The organism is Stenotrophomonas sp. Ste96, assembly GCF_024519495.1.
Classification (GTDB): Bacteria; Pseudomonadota; Gammaproteobacteria; order Xanthomonadales; family Xanthomonadaceae; genus Stenotrophomonas; species Stenotrophomonas bentonitica_A.
The window spans coordinates 109,146-125,970 of record NZ_JALJRX010000005.1 but is presented as its reverse complement, the minus strand read 5'-3'; the positions used below and the strand labels follow the sequence as shown (position 1 = coordinate 125,970).

The 16,825-nt window shown below is 68.1% G+C and carries 16 protein-coding genes and 1 riboswitch; of the genes, 13 read left to right on the top strand and 3 right to left on the bottom strand.

Annotation, left to right across the window (positions count from 1 at the left end):
• The first annotated feature begins 27 nt into the window (after window positions 1–27).
• A complete protein-coding gene (purU, locus tag OC373_RS13745; protein ID WP_019184834.1) occupies window positions 28–879 on the top strand; it encodes a formyltetrahydrofolate deformylase in 852 nt (283 codons plus the stop codon).
• Between the two features lie 40 nt (window positions 880–919).
• On the opposite strand, the gene pncA is transcribed toward purU, so the two are convergent.
• From pncA to metE, 3 genes are all read right to left on the bottom strand, one after another.
• Window positions 920–1,546, bottom strand: a complete 627-nt coding sequence (gene pncA, locus OC373_RS13740; protein WP_261997866.1) for a bifunctional nicotinamidase/pyrazinamidase — start codon at window positions 1,544–1,546, stop codon at window positions 920–922.
• Between the two features lie 52 nt (window positions 1,547–1,598).
• The gene (locus OC373_RS13735) at window positions 1,599–2,288 is read right to left on the bottom strand and encodes an epoxyqueuosine reductase QueH (protein WP_019184832.1); all 690 of its coding nucleotides are present in this window, start codon (window positions 2,286–2,288) and stop codon (window positions 1,599–1,601) included.
• 70 nt (window positions 2,289–2,358) lie between these two features.
• Entirely contained in the window at window positions 2,359–4,656 is a 2,298-nt protein-coding gene (gene metE / locus OC373_RS13730; RefSeq protein ID WP_070426405.1) for a 5-methyltetrahydropteroyltriglutamate--homocysteine S-methyltransferase, read from the bottom strand.
• 213 nt (window positions 4,657–4,869) lie between these two features.
• A riboswitch (cobalamin riboswitch) is annotated at window positions 4,870–5,103 on the bottom strand.
• Window positions 5,104–5,206: 103 nt separating this feature from the next.
• Here metE and OC373_RS13725 point away from each other — a divergent pair.
• From OC373_RS13725 to OC373_RS13670, 12 genes are all read left to right on the top strand, one after another.
• The gene (locus OC373_RS13725; RefSeq protein WP_080341449.1) at window positions 5,207–5,989 is read left to right on the top strand and encodes a hypothetical protein; all 783 of its coding nucleotides are present in this window, start codon (window positions 5,207–5,209) and stop codon (window positions 5,987–5,989) included.
• Between the two features lie 70 nt (window positions 5,990–6,059).
• Window positions 6,060–6,623: a sigma-70 family RNA polymerase sigma factor gene (locus OC373_RS13720; RefSeq protein WP_261997865.1), complete on the top strand. Its 564-nt coding sequence runs from the start codon at window positions 6,060–6,062 to the stop codon at window positions 6,621–6,623.
• The gene (locus OC373_RS13715; protein WP_261997864.1) at window positions 6,620–7,405 is read left to right on the top strand and encodes an anti-sigma factor; all 786 of its coding nucleotides are present in this window, start codon (window positions 6,620–6,622) and stop codon (window positions 7,403–7,405) included. The genes OC373_RS13720 and OC373_RS13715 overlap by 4 nt, the downstream gene beginning before the upstream one ends.
• A 90-nt stretch (window positions 7,406–7,495) precedes the next feature.
• On the top strand, window positions 7,496–8,455 hold the full coding sequence (locus OC373_RS13710) for an acyl-CoA desaturase (RefSeq protein WP_070426408.1): 960 nt from the start codon (window positions 7,496–7,498) through the stop codon (window positions 8,453–8,455).
• Between the two features lies 1 nt (window position 8,456).
• Window positions 8,457–9,737 carry an FAD-dependent oxidoreductase gene (locus OC373_RS13705; RefSeq protein ID WP_261997863.1) on the top strand — a complete coding sequence of 427 codons (1,281 nt, stop codon included), beginning with the start codon at window positions 8,457–8,459 and terminating at the stop codon, window positions 9,735–9,737.
• Window positions 9,734–10,501, top strand: a complete 768-nt coding sequence (locus OC373_RS13700; protein WP_070426410.1) for a DUF1365 domain-containing protein — start codon at window positions 9,734–9,736, stop codon at window positions 10,499–10,501. Before OC373_RS13705 ends, OC373_RS13700 begins: the two co-directional genes overlap by 4 nt.
• Window positions 10,498–11,754 (top strand): cyclopropane-fatty-acyl-phospholipid synthase family protein, encoded by a 1,257-nt coding sequence (locus OC373_RS13695; protein WP_070474357.1) that lies wholly within the window; start codon window positions 10,498–10,500, stop codon window positions 11,752–11,754. The genes OC373_RS13700 and OC373_RS13695 overlap by 4 nt, the downstream gene beginning before the upstream one ends.
• Window position 11,755: 1 nt before the next feature.
• Window positions 11,756–12,313 carry a DUF2878 domain-containing protein gene (locus OC373_RS13690; RefSeq protein WP_261997862.1) on the top strand — a complete coding sequence of 186 codons (558 nt, stop codon included), beginning with the start codon at window positions 11,756–11,758 and terminating at the stop codon, window positions 12,311–12,313.
• On the top strand, window positions 12,310–13,107 hold the full coding sequence (locus tag OC373_RS13685; RefSeq protein ID WP_261997861.1) for a DUF1295 domain-containing protein: 798 nt from the start codon (window positions 12,310–12,312) through the stop codon (window positions 13,105–13,107). The genes OC373_RS13690 and OC373_RS13685 overlap by 4 nt, the downstream gene beginning before the upstream one ends.
• Complete coding sequence (locus tag OC373_RS13680) at window positions 13,104–14,177, top strand: class I SAM-dependent methyltransferase (protein WP_261997860.1); 1,074 nt, start codon at window positions 13,104–13,106, stop codon at window positions 14,175–14,177. The genes OC373_RS13685 and OC373_RS13680 overlap by 4 nt, the downstream gene beginning before the upstream one ends.
• 28 nt (window positions 14,178–14,205) lie before the next feature.
• On the top strand, window positions 14,206–14,742 hold the full coding sequence (locus OC373_RS13675; protein ID WP_070474369.1) for a lipocalin family protein: 537 nt from the start codon (window positions 14,206–14,208) through the stop codon (window positions 14,740–14,742).
• A 144-nt stretch (window positions 14,743–14,886) separates the two neighbouring features.
• On the top strand, window positions 14,887–16,776 hold the full coding sequence (locus tag OC373_RS13670; RefSeq protein WP_315985462.1) for a patatin-like phospholipase family protein: 1,890 nt from the start codon (window positions 14,887–14,889) through the stop codon (window positions 16,774–16,776).
• Window positions 16,777–16,825 lie beyond the last annotated feature (49 nt).

Sequence of the window (16,825 nt, the reverse complement as noted above, 5' to 3'; positions counted from 1 at the left end):
CCGGCGGTGCTCGCTTACACTGGCCGGATGCGCCCCGATTCCATCCTCACCCTGTCATGCCCGGACCGTACCGGGATCGTCTACCGTGTGTCCGGCCTGTTGTTCGAGCTGGGCTGCAACATCCTCGATGCCCAGCAGTTCGGCGACGATGAGAGCGGCCGGTTCTTCCTGCGCGTGCACTTCGATCGGGCCGCCGATCAGTCACTGGGCGACGTGGAAGCCCGCATGGCCACGCTGGCCGCCGAGTTCGGCATGGACTGGCAGCTGCATGATGCCCGCCGCCGGGCACGGCTGCTGGTGCTGGTGAGCAGGCAGGGGCATTGCCTCAATGACCTGCTGTTCCGTGCGCACAGCCGGCAGCTGCAGGTGGACATCGCGGCGGTGGCCTCCAATCACGAGGACTTCGCCGCGCTGGCCGGCTCGTACGGCGTGCCGTTCCATCATCTGCCGGTCAACGCGGACAACCGCGCCGTGCAGGAGCAGCAGATCATCGACCTGGTCGAGCGCGAGCAGATCGACCTGGTGGTGCTGGCGCGCTACATGCAGATTCTGTCGCCGCGCCTGTGCGAGGCGCTGGCCGGGCGGGCGATCAACATCCACCACAGCTTCCTGCCCAGCTTCAAGGGCGCGCAGCCGTACCACCAGGCGCACGCGCGCGGGGTCAAGATCATCGGGGCGACCGCGCACTACGTGACGCCGGATCTGGACGAAGGCCCGATCATCGAGCAGGACGTGGCGCGCGTGGACCATGCGATGACGCCGCGCGATCTGGTGCGGCTGGGCAGCGATACCGAATCGCAGGTGCTGGCACGCGCGGTACGCCGGCATGTGGAGCACCGCATCCTGCGCAACGGACATCGCACCGTCGTGTTCCGCTGAACTGCGGCGCCGGCGCCGGTGCCGGTGCCGGTGCCGCCCGTCAGACCACCGCGATCTTCGCCTTCGCCAACGTCTCGCGCACCATCCCATCGTTGGCGTCGGTCACCGGCCGGGTCAGGTCCCAATGGAATTTGACCCGGAAGCCGGACTTCACCGCGTCCTGGGCGCTCCACAGCACGCAGTAATCGCGCGCCAGGCCGCACACATGCACCTCGCGGATGCCGCGCTCATGCAGCCAGCCGGCCAGGCCGGTGGCCGGGCGGGTCCCGTCGGGACCGTGGTTTTCACGGAAGGCACTGTACGAGTCCACCGCGCGGCGGGTGCCCTTGCGCAGGATCAGGTCAGCCACCGTCCAGTCCACGCCCGGGTGCAGCGCGGCACCGGCGCTGCCCTGCACGCAGTGGTCCGGCCACAGGGTCTGCGGCTGCGCGTGCAGCAGGATCGCCTCGAACGGGAGGTGGCCCGGGTGCTGGCTGGCGAAGGAGGCGTGGTCGGCCGGGTGCCAGTCCTGGGTCGCCACCACGGTGCCGTAACGGCGCTCGGCCAGCAGCGCCGCAATGTCCGGCACGATCGCATCGCCGTCCACGCAGGCCAGCGCACCACCGGGCATGAAATCCGGCTGCAGGTCGATCACGACCAGGGCGACATCGGCGGGGTAACGGCTCATGGCGGCTTCACAACGGTGGGGGCGCCCAGTCTAGCCGACGCCCCCGCAGCGGTCAGTCGGCGTCGCCCTGCCGGGAGGTGCCATCGCCGTAGTACAGCACGCCCAGTTTGATGCGCTCGCGGCCGGTCTCGCGGCGGTGGCGGTTGGCGTCGCGCAGCGAGTACACGCAGCCGCAGTACTCCTGCTGGTAGAACTGCTCGCGCTTGCTGATCTCCACCATCCGCGCGGCACCGCCGCCCTTGCGCCAGTTGTAGTCCCAGTACTGGATACCCGGATAGTGTGCGGCGGCGCGGTGGCCGCAGTCGTTGATCTGGTTCATGTCCTTCCAGCGCGAGATGCCCAGCGAGCTGCTGATCACCGCAAAGCCGTTCTCATGCGCGTACAGCGCGGTGCGCACGAAGCGCATGTCGAAGCACATCGTGCAGCGGATGCCGCGCTCGGGCTCGTTCTCCATGCCGCGCGCACGCGAGAACCAGTTGTCGGTGTCGTAGTCGGCGTCGACGAACGGCACGCCATGTTTCTCGGCGAAGCGGATGTTCTCCTGCTTGCGCAGTTCGTATTCCTTTACCGGGTGGATGTTGGGGTTGTAGAAGAAGATCGTGTAATCGATGCCGGAAGCGGTGATCGCTTCCATCACCTCGCCCGAGCACGGTGCGCAGCACGAATGCAGCAGCAGTCTGGTGTGCCCGTCGGGCAGGGACAGGGTGGGCCGGTCGATCGGTGTCAGGTCATGCAGGTTCATGCGTTTCTCGTCGACCCCACCGCCGGCAACGGCGGCGATGGGGTCCTTGGGGCGGTCTACAAAGAGGCGATCACGCGGCGTTGGCGTCTGCCGTTTCCTCGCGCAGTTCACGTGCGGCGGCCACCAGCGCTTCCAGCGCCGCGCGGGTTTCCGGCCAGCCACGGGTCTTCAGGCCGCAGTCCGGGTTGACCCAGATCTGCTCCGGGCGCAGCACTTCGGCGGCCTTGCGCAGCAGGGCCAGCATCTCGGCCTTGTCCGGTACGCGCGGGGAGTGGATGTCATACACGCCCGGGCCGATCTCGTTGGGATACTGGAAGCGCACGAAGGCATCGAGCAGTTCCATGCGCGAGCGCGAGGTCTCGATCGAGATCACGTCCGCATCCATGGCGGCCACCGAGTGGATGATGTCGTTGAACTCGGAGTAGCACATGTGGGTGTGGATCTGGGTCGCATCGCGCACCCCGCTGGCACTGATCCGGAACGCTTCCACCGCCCAGTCCAGGTAGTCGCGCCACTGCGCACGACGCAGCGGCAGGCCTTCGCGGATCGCCGGCTCGTCGATCTGGATCACGCCGATGCCGGCGGCCTCCAGGTCGGTCACTTCATCGCGCAGGGCCAGCGCGATCTGCCGGCAGGTGTCCGCACGGGACTGGTCATCGCGCACGAACGACCACTGCAGCACCGTCACCGGGCCGGTCAGCATGCCCTTCATCGGCCGCTGGGTGAGCGACTGCGCGTACTGCGACCAGCGCACGGTCATCGGCTGCGGGCGCGTCACATCGCCGAAGATCACCGGTGGCTTCACGCAGCGCGAGCCGTAGCTCTGCACCCAACCATTCTTGGTGAAGGCGAAGCCATCGAGCTGCTCGCCGAAGTACTCGACCATGTCGTTGCGCTCGAACTCGCCGTGCACCAGCACGTCCAGCCCGATCTGCTCCTGCACGCGCACACAGTGTTCGGTCTGGGTGGCCAGGAACGCATCGTAATCCGCATCGGACAGCTTGCCGGACTTGTTGCGGGCACGCGCCTCACGTACTTCCAGTGTCTGCGGGAACGAACCGATGGTGGTGGTCGGGAAGCGCGGCAGCTTCAGCGCCGCGGCCTGGGCCAGGTGGCGCTGCGGATAGCGGCTGTGGCGCTGCGCATCGGCCGGGGTCAGCGCGGCCAGGCGGGCGGCGACGGCCGGGTTGTGCACGCGTGGCGAACGACGGCGCGATTCGATGCACTCGCGCGAATGGGCGAGCGGCGCTTCGGCACGCGCCGGTGCATCGATCGCATCGGCCAGCACGCGCAGCTCGCCGAGCTTCTGCCTGGAGAACGCCAGCCAGCTGCGCAGTTCGTCGTCCAGCTTCTTTTCGTGGTCCAGATCGACCGGGGTGTGCAGCAGCGAACACGATGGCGCCAGCCACAGCGCATCGCTGCCTACATGGCCGTGGGCGTAGCGCGCCAGCACCAGCGCGTTGTCCAGGTGGGTGCGCCAGATGTTGCGGCCGTTGACCAGGCCGGCCGAGAGCACGCGGCCGGCCGGCAGCGCCTTGATCACCGCATCGAGCTGTTCCGGTGCGCGCACCAGGTCCACATGCAGGCCATCGACCGGCAACGCCGCGGCCAGCGCGAGGTTGTCCTCCAGCGCACCAAAGTAGGTCGCCACCAGCACCTTGGGGCGCGCGGCCTGCGCCAGTACCGCATAGGCATGTTCGAACGCGGCGCGCGTGGCCTCGTCCAGGTCCTGCACCAGCAGTGGCTCATCCAGCTGCACCCACGCCGCGCCGGCCGCCTTGAGTTCGCCCAGCAGCTGCACGTACACCGGCAGCAGCGCATCGAGCAGATCCAGCGCGTTGCTGCCATCGGTGGTCTTGGACAACCGCAGGAAGGTGACCGGCCCGATCAGAACCGGCCGGGTTTCGATCCCCAGCGCCTTGGCCTGGCGGTATTCGGCCAGCGGCTTGTCGCCGCGCACCGTGAAGGCCTGGCCGGCCTGCAGTTCCGGCACCAGGTAGTGGTAGTTGGTGTCGAACCACTTGGTCATTTCCAGCGCATGCAGGTCGATGCCATCGCGCTGCAGCCCACGCGCCATCGCGAAGTAGCCGCTCAGCGGTTCGGCATCGGCGAGCGCGCGATAACGGGACGGGATCGCATCGAACAGGAAGGCGGCATCGAGCACCTGGTCATACAGGCTGAAATCGTTGCTCGGTGGCACATCCACGCCGGCCTCGCGCTGCAGCTGCCAGTGGCGCTCGCGCAGCTCGGCCGCGGTGTCCTGCAGCGACGCGGCGCTGCTCTCGCCGGACCAGAAGGCTTCGAGCGCGCGCTTGAGTTCGCGCTTGGCGCCGATGCGCGGGAAACCCAGGTTGGTAACAGTGGTCATTGGAACGTGTCCTCATTGCGTAGGGGCATTGAGGAACGAAGGAACCGCGCGCCGTCCGGGGCCTTGCAGCCCGTTCCGCCCCGCCAGCGACCTTCGCCCCCGCGGGCGAACCGGATGCCGTGAAGCGGACGCACGGGGGCAGCGCCATGCAGACGGCAGGGCGGCAGGCCCCGGCAACCTCCCCGCGGACGTTCCAGGTCGAATCAGGGGACGGTCGTGTCCCCCGGCCAGGGCCGGTATTCGGGCTGATGGACACGGGCGCGGGCGCCCACCTACTCCCTGCCGCTTCCCAGGCCCAGGGGCCCAGTGCTGTTGGCAGGTGTCGTTTCCATTCACCGCTGCGGGGCAGCTCCGGAATGGGCGCGCAAGGCGCCTTCACCGGATTCCCGTTTAAATCCATCCCTTCATCTGCATGAAGAGATGGATACCTTCGGCGAGCACAAGGTAGGCCGAAGCGGAGCGATGGTCAAGTCGTCTGCGCGATACGCCCACTGCATCCAAACCACCGCCGCCTGCGTATCTCCCTGCAAGCCCGCCCGTTTGGACCTCCATGCGCCAGCCCTTGCCCTGCCTGATCCTGCTGCTGTCGGTGATCGCCGCCCCCGTAAGTGCCGCCGATCAGACCGTGCAGCGCCAGGAAGGCCGCGCGTACGCCACTGCCGATGGCCGCCTGCTGTATCGCGAGACCCATTGGCTGCAGGGGCCGGCGAGCGCACAGTCGCGCCTTGTGCTGTACCGCTGCAGCGACGGGCGCCCGTTTGCGCGCAAGTGGATGACCCCGCAGGGCAGCCCGCAGACGCCGGATTTCACCTTGGACGATGGTCGCGACGGATATCAGGAAGGCGTGCGCGGCCGTGCCGCCGACCGCCAGGTATCGGTCCGCGCCAGCGCCCAGGCACCCACTTTCAGCCGCGCCATCACCCTTCCTTCGGGGGCGGTGGTGGATGCCGGTTTCGATGCGGCGGTGCGCAGCCATTGGGCCGCGCTGCAGGCCGGGCAGAGCGTGGCCTTCCAGTTCCTGCTGCCCAGCCGGCAGCGCCTGGTGCCGTTGAAACTCCAGCGCACCGGCGCGGTCAGCTGGCAGGGCGAGCCGGCCGAGCAACTGCAGATGAAGCTCGACGCCTGGTTCGGCTTCGCGGTGCCGGCGGTCACGCTGGTCTACGCCACCGCCGACCAGCGCCTGCTGCAGTTCACCGGCACCGGCAACGTCCGTGACGAGAAGGGCAGGTACCCGCAGGTGCGGGTCGAGTTTCCGGCGGCACCGGTTGCCACGCCTGCGGCCGAGTTGTCCGCCGCGCGGACGCAGCCGCTGGTGAAGACATGCGGTGCCTGACCGCCCCCTTGCAGACGGCGCCGGGAGCAACGAGGATGCCGATACGCCCGTTATCGACATTGAGCCTGCAATGCCCGAGCTGGACGCCGCCGCCGCATCACACCGCCTGGATGAACTGCTTGACCGGGTCGCCGGCGGGGATCGCCAGGCGTTCGAATCGGTCTATCAGCTGGCCTCCGGCCGCCTGTTCGCCATCTGCCTGCATGTGCTGCGCGACCGCGGGGATGCCGAAGAGGTCCTGCAGGAGGTCTTCACCGCGGTCTGGAACAAGGCGGCGCAGTTCGACCGCGCCAAGGCGGCGGCCATGACCTGGCTGTCGATGCTGGCCCGCAACCGCGCGATCGACCGTCTCCGCGCCGCGCCGCCGCGCGCGCTGGATGATCTGTCCGTCGCCGAGGAACTGCCCGATGTCGCGCCGCAGCCGGCCCAGGTGGCCGAACAGGCGTCGGATCACGAGCGCCTGCAGGACTGCCTGGATACGCTGGAGCCGCGCCGCCGCTCCCTGATCCGGCTGGCCTTCCTGGAAGGCGCCAGCTATGAAGAACTGGCGCGCCGCATCGGCTCGCCGCTGGGCTCGGTGAAAAGCTGGATCCGCCGCGGGCTGGGCCAACTTCGCGTGTGCCTGGAACGATGAACGTCCGCGACCTCCATGATCTGCATGACGACGGCGAGCCGCCGAGCGCCGACATCCTGGCCGGCGAGTACGTGCTTGGGGTGCTCGATGCCGCCCAGCGCGCCGGCGCCGAACGGCGCATCGCCAGCGATCCCGGCTTTGCACGGTTGGTGACGCAGTGGGAGAACCGCCTCGCGCCCCTGCTCGCATCGCTCGGCAGTGAACCGGTGCCTGCGCATCTGTGGCCACGCATCCGCACCTCGCTGGGCTGGCCTGCCGCATCGGCCGGCTCCCCGCGCCTCTGGCAGCGCACCGGGTTCTGGCAGGGCATGACCGCGTTGGCGGCCGCGCTTGCACTGGTGGCAGTGTTCAGCCGCCGTGACCTGGCGCCGACCGCACCGGTGTCCACGCCGGTGGCGGTCACGCCGGCCACGCCGACGGCACCGGCCGAGCCGGAGCAGGCCACCAGGCCGGTCACGCCGCTGCTCCACGACGATGGCACCCCGGGCTGGCTGGCCTCGGTCGACAAGACCCAGGGCAAGGTGCTGATGGTGCCGGTGCCGGCCGCGGCCGATGCCGCCGGACGCGCGCCGGAGCTGTGGCTGATCCCGGCCGGAGGCGCACCGCGCTCGCTCGGTCTGGTCTCCATCGATCGCGCGCACACGGTTGCCGTTCCGGACGCGCTGCGTGATGCGCTTGTGAACGGCTCGGTGCTGGCGATCACGCTCGAGCCGGCCACCGGTGCGCCACAGGGCATTCCGACCGGCCCCATCATCGCCAAGGGCGACATCGCGAACCTGTAACCGCGCACGTCCGGAATTATTTTCCGGATCCGTGCATCCAAACGCCGCCGGCTCCCGTATCTCCTGATAACGCCTCAGGAGAAGCGATTCATGTCGGTCAGCCCCACCCCCGACGCAGGACGCACCGCACAGCGACGCCGCTGGGCCACGCTGTGGCGTTGGTTCGATACCAGCGCCGATGCAGCCGCCGCGGTGGACCAGCCGCAGCGCGTGGACTGGGTGCGGGCGATCCCCTTCGCGGCGATGCACCTGGCCTGTCTGGCGGTGATCTGGGTAGGTGTCTCCTGGGTCGCGGTGGGCGTGGCGCTGGCCCTCTACGCGGTCCGGATGTTCGCGATCACCGCGTTCTACCATCGCTACTTCTCGCACCGCACGTTCCGCACGTCGCGCACCGTGCAGTTCATCTTCGCGCTGATCGGCGCCTCCAGCGTGCAGCGTGGGCCGCTGTGGTGGGCCGCGCATCATCGCAACCATCACCGTCACACCGACACCGCCGCTGATCCGCACTCGCCCTCGGTGCATGGGTTCTGGTGGAGCCACATGGGCTGGTTCCTCACCGTGGAAGGCTTCCGCACCGACTGGTCGCGCATTCCGGACCTGGCCAAGTACCCCGAGCTGCGCTGGCTGGACCGCTTCGACACGCTGGTGCCGATCGCACTGGCCGCAGCCCTGTTTGGCCTCGGTGCCCTGCTCGAGCGCATCGCGCCGTCCTGGGGCACCAGCGGCGGGCAGATGCTGGTGTGGGGCTTCTTCATGTCCACCGTGGTGCTGTTCCATGCCACGGTGACGATCAACTCGCTGGCGCACCGCTTCGGCCGCCAGCGCTTCAACACCGGTGATGACAGCCGCAACAACCTATGGCTCGCCCTGCTGACGTTCGGCGAAGGCTGGCACAACAATCACCATTTCTTCCCGGGCACCGCGCGCCAGGGCTTCTACTGGTGGGAAGTGGATGTCACCTGGTATGGCCTGCGGGCGATGGCTGCGCTGGGCCTGGTGCGCGATCTCAAACCCGTGCCGGCCTGGGTGCTGGCCAAGGCGGAGCACTGACATGCGTATCGCCGTGATCGGATCGGGCATCGCCGGCCTCTCCAGTGCGTGGTGGCTGAGCCAGCAACACGAAGTAACGCTTTTCGAGGCCAACGACTACCTGGGGGGGCACACCCACACGCATGAGGTGGAGGTCGACGGCCGCACGCACGCGGTGGACACCGGCTTCATCGTGTTCAACCCCGCGCACTATCCGCTGCTCACCGGGCTCTTCGAGGAACTGGGCGTCGCCTCGCAGCCGACCACCATGAGTTTCTCGGTGCACAGCGAGCGCACTGGGCTGGAGTACAACGCCACCTCGCTGGATACGCTGTTCTGCCAGCGCCGCAATCTGGTTTCGCCGCGCTTCTGGGGGATGCTGCGCGATCTGCGCCGGTTCTACCGTGAAGCACCGGCGCTGCTCGAGCGTGACGATGACGGCCCCTCGCTGGGCGAATTCCTGGCCAAGGGCCGCTACGGCCGCACCTTCATCGACGAACACCTGCTGCCGATGGCCTCGGCGCTGTGGTCCTCACCCACGGCAAGCCTGGCCGCCTTCCCCGCACGCTACCTGGTGCAGTTCATGGCCAACCACCAGATGCTGCAGATGACCGGGCGCGCGCCGTGGCGGGTGGTGCAGGGCGGCTCGGCACGGTACATCGATGCGCTGCGCAGCCGCTGGCAGGTCCGCGAGCGGCTGGAGTGTCCCGTGTTCGGGGTGGAGCGCCACGAGCATGGCGTGCGCGTGCACAGCGCTGCCGGGCTGGAAGGCTTCGACCAGCTGGTGCTGGCCTGCCACAGCGACCAGGCCCTGGCCTTGCTGTCCGATGCCGATCTCACCGAGCGCGCGGTACTGGGTGCGATCCGCTACCAGCCCAACGAGGTGGTGCTGCATACCGATGCAAGTCTGCTGCCGCGTGACCACAAGGCCTGGGCGGCCTGGAATGCGCATGTGCCGCGCGATCCGCTGGCGCCGTGCACGGTCAGCTACTGCATGAACCTGCTGCAGGGCATCGATACGCCCACGCCGCTGGTGGTCACGCTCAACCGCAGCAACGCGATCGATCCCGCGAGCGTGCTGCGCCGCCTGCAGTACGCGCACCCGGTGCACGACCACGCGATGGTGCGCGCACAGCAGCGTTGGGCCGAGATCCAGGGCCATCGCCGTACCTGGTTCGCTGGAGCCTACTGGGGCTGGGGTTTCCACGAGGATGGCATCCGTAGCGCCCGCCGTGTGGTCGATGCGCTGCAGGCGCTGGATGCCGAGTCCTACTGGCCGCTGGCCGAGGCACTGCCGGCATGAGCGCCAGTGCGATCTATCGCGGCTGGATGCGCCATCGGCGGCACACGCCGCACCCGCACGCGTTCGGCTACCCGATCGCGCAGCTGCTGCTGGATCTGGACGAACTGCCGCGTCTGTTCGAGGGTCGCTGGCTATGGTCGGTGGGCCGCCGCAACGTGGTGGAGTTCCGCCGCAGTGATTATCTCGGCGCACCCGGGCAACCGCTGGCCGAGGCCGTGCGCGAACGCATCACCCAGGCCCTGGGCCGCGCGCCGCAGGGCCCGATCCGCCTGCTGACGCATCCGCGGTATGCCGGCCACGTGTTCAATCCGGTGAGCTTCTATTACTGCTACGCCGCCGACGGCACGACGCTGGACAGCATCGTGGCGGAGATCACCAACACGCCCTGGAAGGAGCGCCACGCCTACGTGCTGCCGGTGGCGCAGGCCGATGCCCAGGGCCGCGCGCTGTGCTGGTCGTTCGACAAGCAGTTCCACGTCTCGCCCTTCATGCAGATGGACTGCGAGTACCGCTGGCGCTTCACCGCGCCGGGCGATGACCTGCACGTGCACATGCAGGTGTGGCGCGAGGGCGTGTGCCAGTTCGATGCCGATCTGGTGATGCGGCGCCATCCGTTCACCGGTCGTGGCCTGGCGGGCGTGCTGCTGCGTTACCCGCTGATGACCCTCAAGGTGGTGGCCGCGATCCACTGGCAGGCGCTGCGCCTGTGGCTCAAGCGCAACCCCGTCCATGACCACCCTTCTCTTGCCGGAAAATCCCCATGAACGACATGACCCGTGCGGTGGCCCTGCCGCAGCCGTCCGCCCTTGAAGGGTTCCTGCGTGGGCGCCTGTTGGCTCAGCTCGCCCCGCTGCGTGGCGGCCATCTGCGCCTGCGCGATGCGCTCGGTGATGTAGTGATCGGTGATCCACAGGCCACGCCACAGGTGACGGTCTGGGTGGATGACCCGGCCTTCTATCGCGCAGTGGCCGCGCAGGGCAGTGTGGGCGCAGGCGAGGCGTACATCCGTGGCGACTGGCGCTGCGATGATCTGGTCGCGCTGGTGCGGCTGCTGGTGCGCAACCGGGATCTGCTCGATGGCATGGAGGGCGGGCCGGCGCGTGTCGGTGGCTGGTTGCTGAAGGGCTGGAACCGGCTGCGCCGCAATACGCGCGAAGGCAGCCGCCGCAACATCGCGGCGCACTACGATCTGGGCAATCCGTTTTTCTCGCTGTTCCTGTCTCCGGACCTGATGTACTCCTCGGCGCTGTATGCGAGCCCGGACGACACGCTGGAGGCGGCCTCCGAGCGCAAACTCGCGCGCATCTGCGAGCAGCTGCAGCTCACCGCCACCGATCGCGTGGTCGAGATCGGCACCGGCTGGGGCGGCTTCGCGCTGTACGCGGCGCGGCACATCGGTTGCCACGTCACCACCACCACCATCTCGGTCGAGCAGTACACGCTGGCCCGGCAGCGGGTGGAGGCGGCCGGCCTGCAGGACAAGGTGACCCTGCTGCTCAAGGACTACCGCGATATGGAGGGCCAGTACGACAAGCTGGTCTCCATCGAGATGATCGAGGCGATCGGCGCGCAGTACCTGGACACCTACTTCGCCACGCTCACCCGGTTGCTCAAGGACGATGGCCTGGCGCTGCTGCAGGCCATCACCATCGAAGACCAGCGCTACGAGCAGGCCCGGCGCAGCGTCGACTACATCAAGCGCTTCGTGTTTCCCGGCAGTTTCATTCCGTCGATCAACGCGATCGTCGCCGCCAAGACCCGCAGCAGCGACCTGCAATTGATCGGCCAGCATGATTTCGGCCCGTCCTATGCGCTGACCCTGCGTGCCTGGCGCCAGCGCTTCCTGGCCCAGTTGCCCGCGGTACGCGCACAGGGCTTCGATGCATCCTTCATCCGCCTGTGGGAGTTCTATCTGGCCTACTGCGAGGGGGGCTTCCTGGAGCGCTCCATCGGCGTCTCGCACCTGCTGATGGCGCGTCCGGGCTACCGGCCCGCGCTGATTGCCGGGGAAGGCTGAAGTGACACGATTCTGGGCCAACGTGATCGGCAACCAGCTGGTGTGGCTGTGCGCCGTGATCGGTGCCGGCCACGGTCTGCGCTGGCCGGCGTTGGTGGCGGCTGCTGCCTACGTGGGCAGCCAGCTGGCGTTGTCGGCGCAGCCGTCGGTGGAGCTCAGGCTCATGCTGGTGGCGATCGGGTGCGGCCTGCTCGTGGATGGGCTGGCGGGTGCGTCCGGGTGGGTGACCTACGCGGCTGCCAATGAGCGCGCGTGGATCGCACCGGTCTGGATTCTGGCCCTGTGGGCCGCCTTCGCGATGACGCTGACGGTGTCGTTCGCGGTGCTGCAGCGGCATCTCATTGCCGCCGCGCTGGTCGGCCTGATGCTGGCGCCGCTGGCGTATCTGTCCGCTGCGCGCGGTTGGTCCTCGGTGGTGTTCGCCACACCGCAGTGGCACGGCGTGCTGCTGCTCGGCCTCGGCTGGGCGGTCGCGCTGCCGCTGCTGGCCGCCTGCGCCCGCCATTGGCAGGGCCGCACGGCCCCCTTGACCACACTCGCTCCTGGAGAGACACGATGAAGATGCTGTGGGTGGTGTGGCTGTATGCCGCCGTGATCATGACCTGGGGCTGGTGGTGGCAACGCCGGCACCAGAACATCGGCGTGGTCGATGTGCTCTGGGCCAAGGGCGTCGGCGCGTCGGCCCTGTTGCTGGCCCTGCTCGGCGATGGTGCGGCGATGCCACGGATCGCACTGGCGGTACTGGGTGGCCTGTGGGGATCACGCCTGGCGCTGCACCTGTGGCACCGCGTGCGCAGCGAACCCGAGGATGGCCGCTACCAGCACCTGCGCAGGCACTGGAACGGCCACCAGGGAAAGATCTTCGGCTTCTTCCAGTTCCAGGCCCTGCTGATCGTGCTGTTCGCGCTGCCGTTCGTGGCCGTGTCGGTCAATCCGCAACCGCAGGGCTGGGGCTGGCTGATCGCGGCAATGGCGATGTGGCTGCTGAGCGTGGGCGGTGAATCCATCGCCGACCGCCAGCTGGCGCGCTTCCGCGCGAATCCCGCGAACAAGGGCAAGACCTGTCGTGACGGTCTGTGGCGCTACTCGCGGCACCCCAACTATTTCTTCGAGTGGCTGCACTGGTTCACTTACGTGCTGCTGGCCGTGCAGTCGCCGCTGTGGTGGCTGGCGTGGTCGGGCCCGTTGGTAATGTACGTGTTCCTGCGCTGGGTCAGCGGCATTCCCTTCACCGAGGCGCAGGCGCTGCGCTCGCGCGGTGAGGATTACCGCGAGTACCAGCGCACCACGCCGATGCTGTTCCCGTGGTTCCCCTCCCGTTCGTCGCATGCCCGCAAGGAGTCTTCACCGTGAATGTCGCCAGTGACCAACTGCCCCTGCCGGACTACGCATCGGGCCTGACCGGCCTGGCCGAACGTGGGCTGGTGCCCGATGCGCTGTTGCGGCTGGGCATCCGCCGCCAGTGCGAGCAGCGCCTGCGCGAAGAGCTTGCCGGTGGCCAGCAGGTCCAGTCGCAGCGCTTTGCTGCGCGTATTGCCGGGCTGGCCAGCAGCGCGGTGGCGCTGCACGTGGATGCGGCCAATCGCCAGCACTACGAAGTGCCGGCCGCGTTCTTCCATCGCTGCCTGGGCAAGCGCCTGAAGTACAGCAGCTGCTATTACGCCACGGGCAGCGAAACGCTGGACGAGGCCGAAGAGGCGATGCTCGCGTTGTACGGTGAGCGCGCGCAGCTGGCCGATGGACAGCACATCCTGGAACTGGGCTGCGGCTGGGGGTCGCTGACGCTGTGGATGGCCGAGCGCTACCCGAACGCGCAGATCACCGCTGTCTCCAACTCCAACAGCCAGCGCGAGTACATCCTGGGCCAGTGCCGCGCGCGTGGCCTGATCAACGTCACCGTGCTGACCCGTGACGTGAACCATCTGATGCTGGATGCGGAAACCTTCGACCGCTGTGTCTCCATCGAGATGTTCGAGCACATGCGCAACTATCCGCAGCTGCTGCAGCGCATCCACCGCTGGCTGCGCCCCGAGGGCAAGCTGTTCGTGCATATCTTCGTGCACCGCACGCTGATGTACCCGTTCGAAACCGAGGGCGATGACAACTGGATGGGCCGCCATTTCTTCACTGGTGGCCTGATGCCTGCGGCCGATACGCTGCTGTTCTTCCAGCAGCACCTGCAGCTGCAGCAGCGCTGGCTGCTCGATGGCACCCATTACGAGCGCACCGCCAATCACTGGCTGGCCAACCAGGATCGCGAGAAAGAGGCGGTGATGGCCGTGCTGCGCCAGACCTACGGCGATGCTTCGGCCGCACTGTGGCACCAGCGCTGGCGCATGTTCTGGATGGCCTGCGCGGAACTGTTCGGCTATCAGCAGGGCCAGCAGTGGCAGGTCGCCCATTACCTGTTCAACCGTCCGTGATCACCCCACGTTCCTGGAGGAAGCCGTCATGTCGATCCGCGCTCTCATTCCCCTGCTGGCTGTCGGCATGATGCTCGGCGGCTGCAGTGGCAACACCCGTCCGATCCCGCCGGTGGCGCACGTGGACGTGCCGCGCTTCATGGGCGACTGGTATGTGATCGCCCATATCCCCAGCCGGCCCGAGCGCGAGGCGTTCGACGCAGTGGAATCCTACGCACTGCGTCCGGATGGCCGCATCCAGACCACCTTCCGCTATCGCAAGGGCAGCTTCCAGGCGCCGGTCAAGACCATGCACCCGGTCGGGACGGTCAAGGACGGCACGGGCGGCGCGGTCTGGGGCATGCAGTTCATCTGGCCGATCCAGGCCGAGTACGTGATCGTCTACCTGGACGCGGAGTACCAGCAGACCATCGTCGGCCGCAGCAAGCGCGACTACATGTGGCTGATGGCCCGCACCCCGACCATCTCCGACGCGGACTACCAGGCGGCGATGACCCGGGTCGCCGCGCTGGGCTATGACCTCTCCCAGGTGCGGCGCGTGCCGCAGTCCGGCAAGGCCGAATAGGCCGTTCCGTGCCGCGCTTCTCAGGCCCTGAGAAGCGCACGGGCGATACTGTCGCCATCGACCTCTTTGGCCCCTGCATCGTTGCGGGGGCAGGCGGGGAGGGTGTGCGGATCGGCCGCGCACGGGCGGACAGAGGACGGCAACGTGGCGGACAAGTACTGCGATCTGGTCATGAAGGGCGGCATCACCAGCGGCATCGTGTATCCCAACGCGGTGCTGTCGCTGGCCCGCGAGTACCGCTTCAAGAGCATCGGCGGCACCTCGGCCGGCGCCATTGCCGCTGCCGTGGCCGCTGCCGCGGCGCTGGGTGACCGGCGACGCCAGGCCGGTGAGCGGGTGGCCGCGGCGGTAGGCTTTCCGGGGCTGGCCGGGGTATCGGCGCAGCTGTCCCGGCAGGGCTTCATCCACAGCCTGTTCCAGCCGGCGTATGGCGCGCGTACCGCGTACCGCCTGCTGGTGATGCTGACCGGCAAGGCTGGCCTGCTGCGCAAGATTGCCTGCCTGCTCGCCGCGGTATTCGCGATCGCGCCGCTGGAACTGCTGGTCTCACTGGCGGGCCTGCTCGGCATCGGTTACCTCGCCGGGGGCATCGACGGCATCTGGGCGACGCTGCTGCCGTCGTTGCTGTGCGCCTACGGCGCTGGCGTGCTGGCCTCGGCACTGCGCGTGGCGCGCGTGGCACGACGTAACCTGCTTGGCCTGTGCAATGGCAGCACCCAGCCGAACGCTTCCGCACCGGCGCTGACGGATTGGCTGCACACCCAGCTGCAGGCATTGGCCGGCAAGCCGGACGAACAGCCATTGACCTTCGGCGACCTGCATGCCGCACCACGTTATCCCGGCGAGCCCAGTGGCGCGCACGCGATCACGCTGCAGATGATCACCACCTGCGTCTCCCACACCGAACCGCGCACGCTGCCGTTCAACGCGGCGCACTTCTGGTTCCTGCGCGAGGAGTTCGCGCAGTTGTTCCCGGCCAGCGTGGTCGACTGGCTGGTCGCGCGCGCCGGCACTCCCGAACACGTCGAGGGGCGCGACTACTACCGCCTGGTCGATGGCGAGGACCTGCCGGTGCTGGTGGCCACGCGCATGAGCCTGAGCTTCCCACTACTCATCAGCGCAGTGCCGCTGCACGAGCCGGCCCGGCGCGAGCGTCGCTGCGAGCCGGTCGCCGATGCCGAGCCCCGACGCGACAACACCAACGTCGCCGACAGCATGGAAGGGCTCACCAGTGGTGGCCAGAGCTGTGGTGCGGTGATCGCCGCGTTCCGTGTGTGCTGGTTCTCCGATGGCGGGATCAGCAGCAACTTTCCGATCCACCTGTTCGACGCCGCGCTGCCGCGCTGGCCGACCTTCGGCATCAATCTGGTGTATCCGCGTCACGCCGAGGCGATCAGCGTGCTGGCTCACGGCGATGCGCATGCGCGGGCGGAGCAGGCGGTTTTCCTGCCGACCGAGAACCGCCATGGCTGGCAGCGCACCTACCATTCCATCGCGCAGCCGCTGGCCGCCGCGGAAATGTCCGGCTTTCTCTTTTCGATCGTCTCGACCATGCAGAACTGGCGCGATGTGCTGCAGGCCCGCGCGCCGGGCTACCGTGACCGCATCGTGCACGTGGCGCTGGAGGGCGACGAGGGCGGCATGAACCTGGACATGCCACAGGCCGTGCTCAACCGTATCGCCGACAAGGGCAGCATCGCCGGCGAGCGCTTCTGCGATTTCTCCTTCGCCAACCATTACTGGATCCGCTGGCGCAACCTGGCCTCGGCCTACCAGCGCTACACGCTGGATGTCGCGCGCACCGATGACCCCGCGCAGCGGGTGGCAGCGTACTCGGATGCGTACCAGAGCGTTGCCACGGGAACGCCGGTGCCGCCGTCCTACCGCTTGAGCTCGGAAGACAAGCGCCGCGAATCGCAGCAGCTGTGGCGGCACATGGTCGAGCAGGGCCAGATCTGGGAAGACCTGGGGCCGGACCTCACCGACGGTGCGCCCCGGCCGCTGCCGCAGATGAAAGTGACGCCGATCTATTGAGCCGGAGATGGACCGCGTCGTGAACCGCAATGCCGGCAATTGGTCGGCT

Coding starts and splice junctions, on each gene's coding strand:
- OC373_RS13715 (WP_261997864.1), top strand. CDS start 6,620: ATGAACGTCCGCGACCTCCATGATCTGCATGACGACGGCGAGCCGCCG.
- OC373_RS13710 (WP_070426408.1), top strand. CDS start 7,496: ATGTCGGTCAGCCCCACCCCCGACGCAGGACGCACCGCACAGCGACGC.
- OC373_RS13695 (WP_070474357.1), top strand. CDS start 10,498: ATGAACGACATGACCCGTGCGGTGGCCCTGCCGCAGCCGTCCGCCCTT.
- OC373_RS13720 (WP_261997865.1), top strand. CDS start 6,060: ATGCCCGAGCTGGACGCCGCCGCCGCATCACACCGCCTGGATGAACTG.
- pncA (WP_261997866.1), bottom strand. CDS start 1,546: ATGAGCCGTTACCCCGCCGATGTCGCCCTGGTCGTGATCGACCTGCAG.
- OC373_RS13675 (WP_070474369.1), top strand. CDS start 14,206: ATGTCGATCCGCGCTCTCATTCCCCTGCTGGCTGTCGGCATGATGCTC.
- purU (WP_019184834.1), top strand. CDS start 28: ATGCGCCCCGATTCCATCCTCACCCTGTCATGCCCGGACCGTACCGGG.
- OC373_RS13700 (WP_070426410.1), top strand. CDS start 9,734: ATGAGCGCCAGTGCGATCTATCGCGGCTGGATGCGCCATCGGCGGCAC.
- metE (WP_070426405.1), bottom strand. CDS start 4,656: ATGACCACTGTTACCAACCTGGGTTTCCCGCGCATCGGCGCCAAGCGC.
- OC373_RS13685 (WP_261997861.1), top strand. CDS start 12,310: ATGAAGATGCTGTGGGTGGTGTGGCTGTATGCCGCCGTGATCATGACC.
- OC373_RS13735 (WP_019184832.1), bottom strand. CDS start 2,288: ATGAACCTGCATGACCTGACACCGATCGACCGGCCCACCCTGTCCCTG.
- OC373_RS13725 (WP_080341449.1), top strand. CDS start 5,207: ATGCGCCAGCCCTTGCCCTGCCTGATCCTGCTGCTGTCGGTGATCGCC.
- OC373_RS13705 (WP_261997863.1), top strand. CDS start 8,457: ATGCGTATCGCCGTGATCGGATCGGGCATCGCCGGCCTCTCCAGTGCG.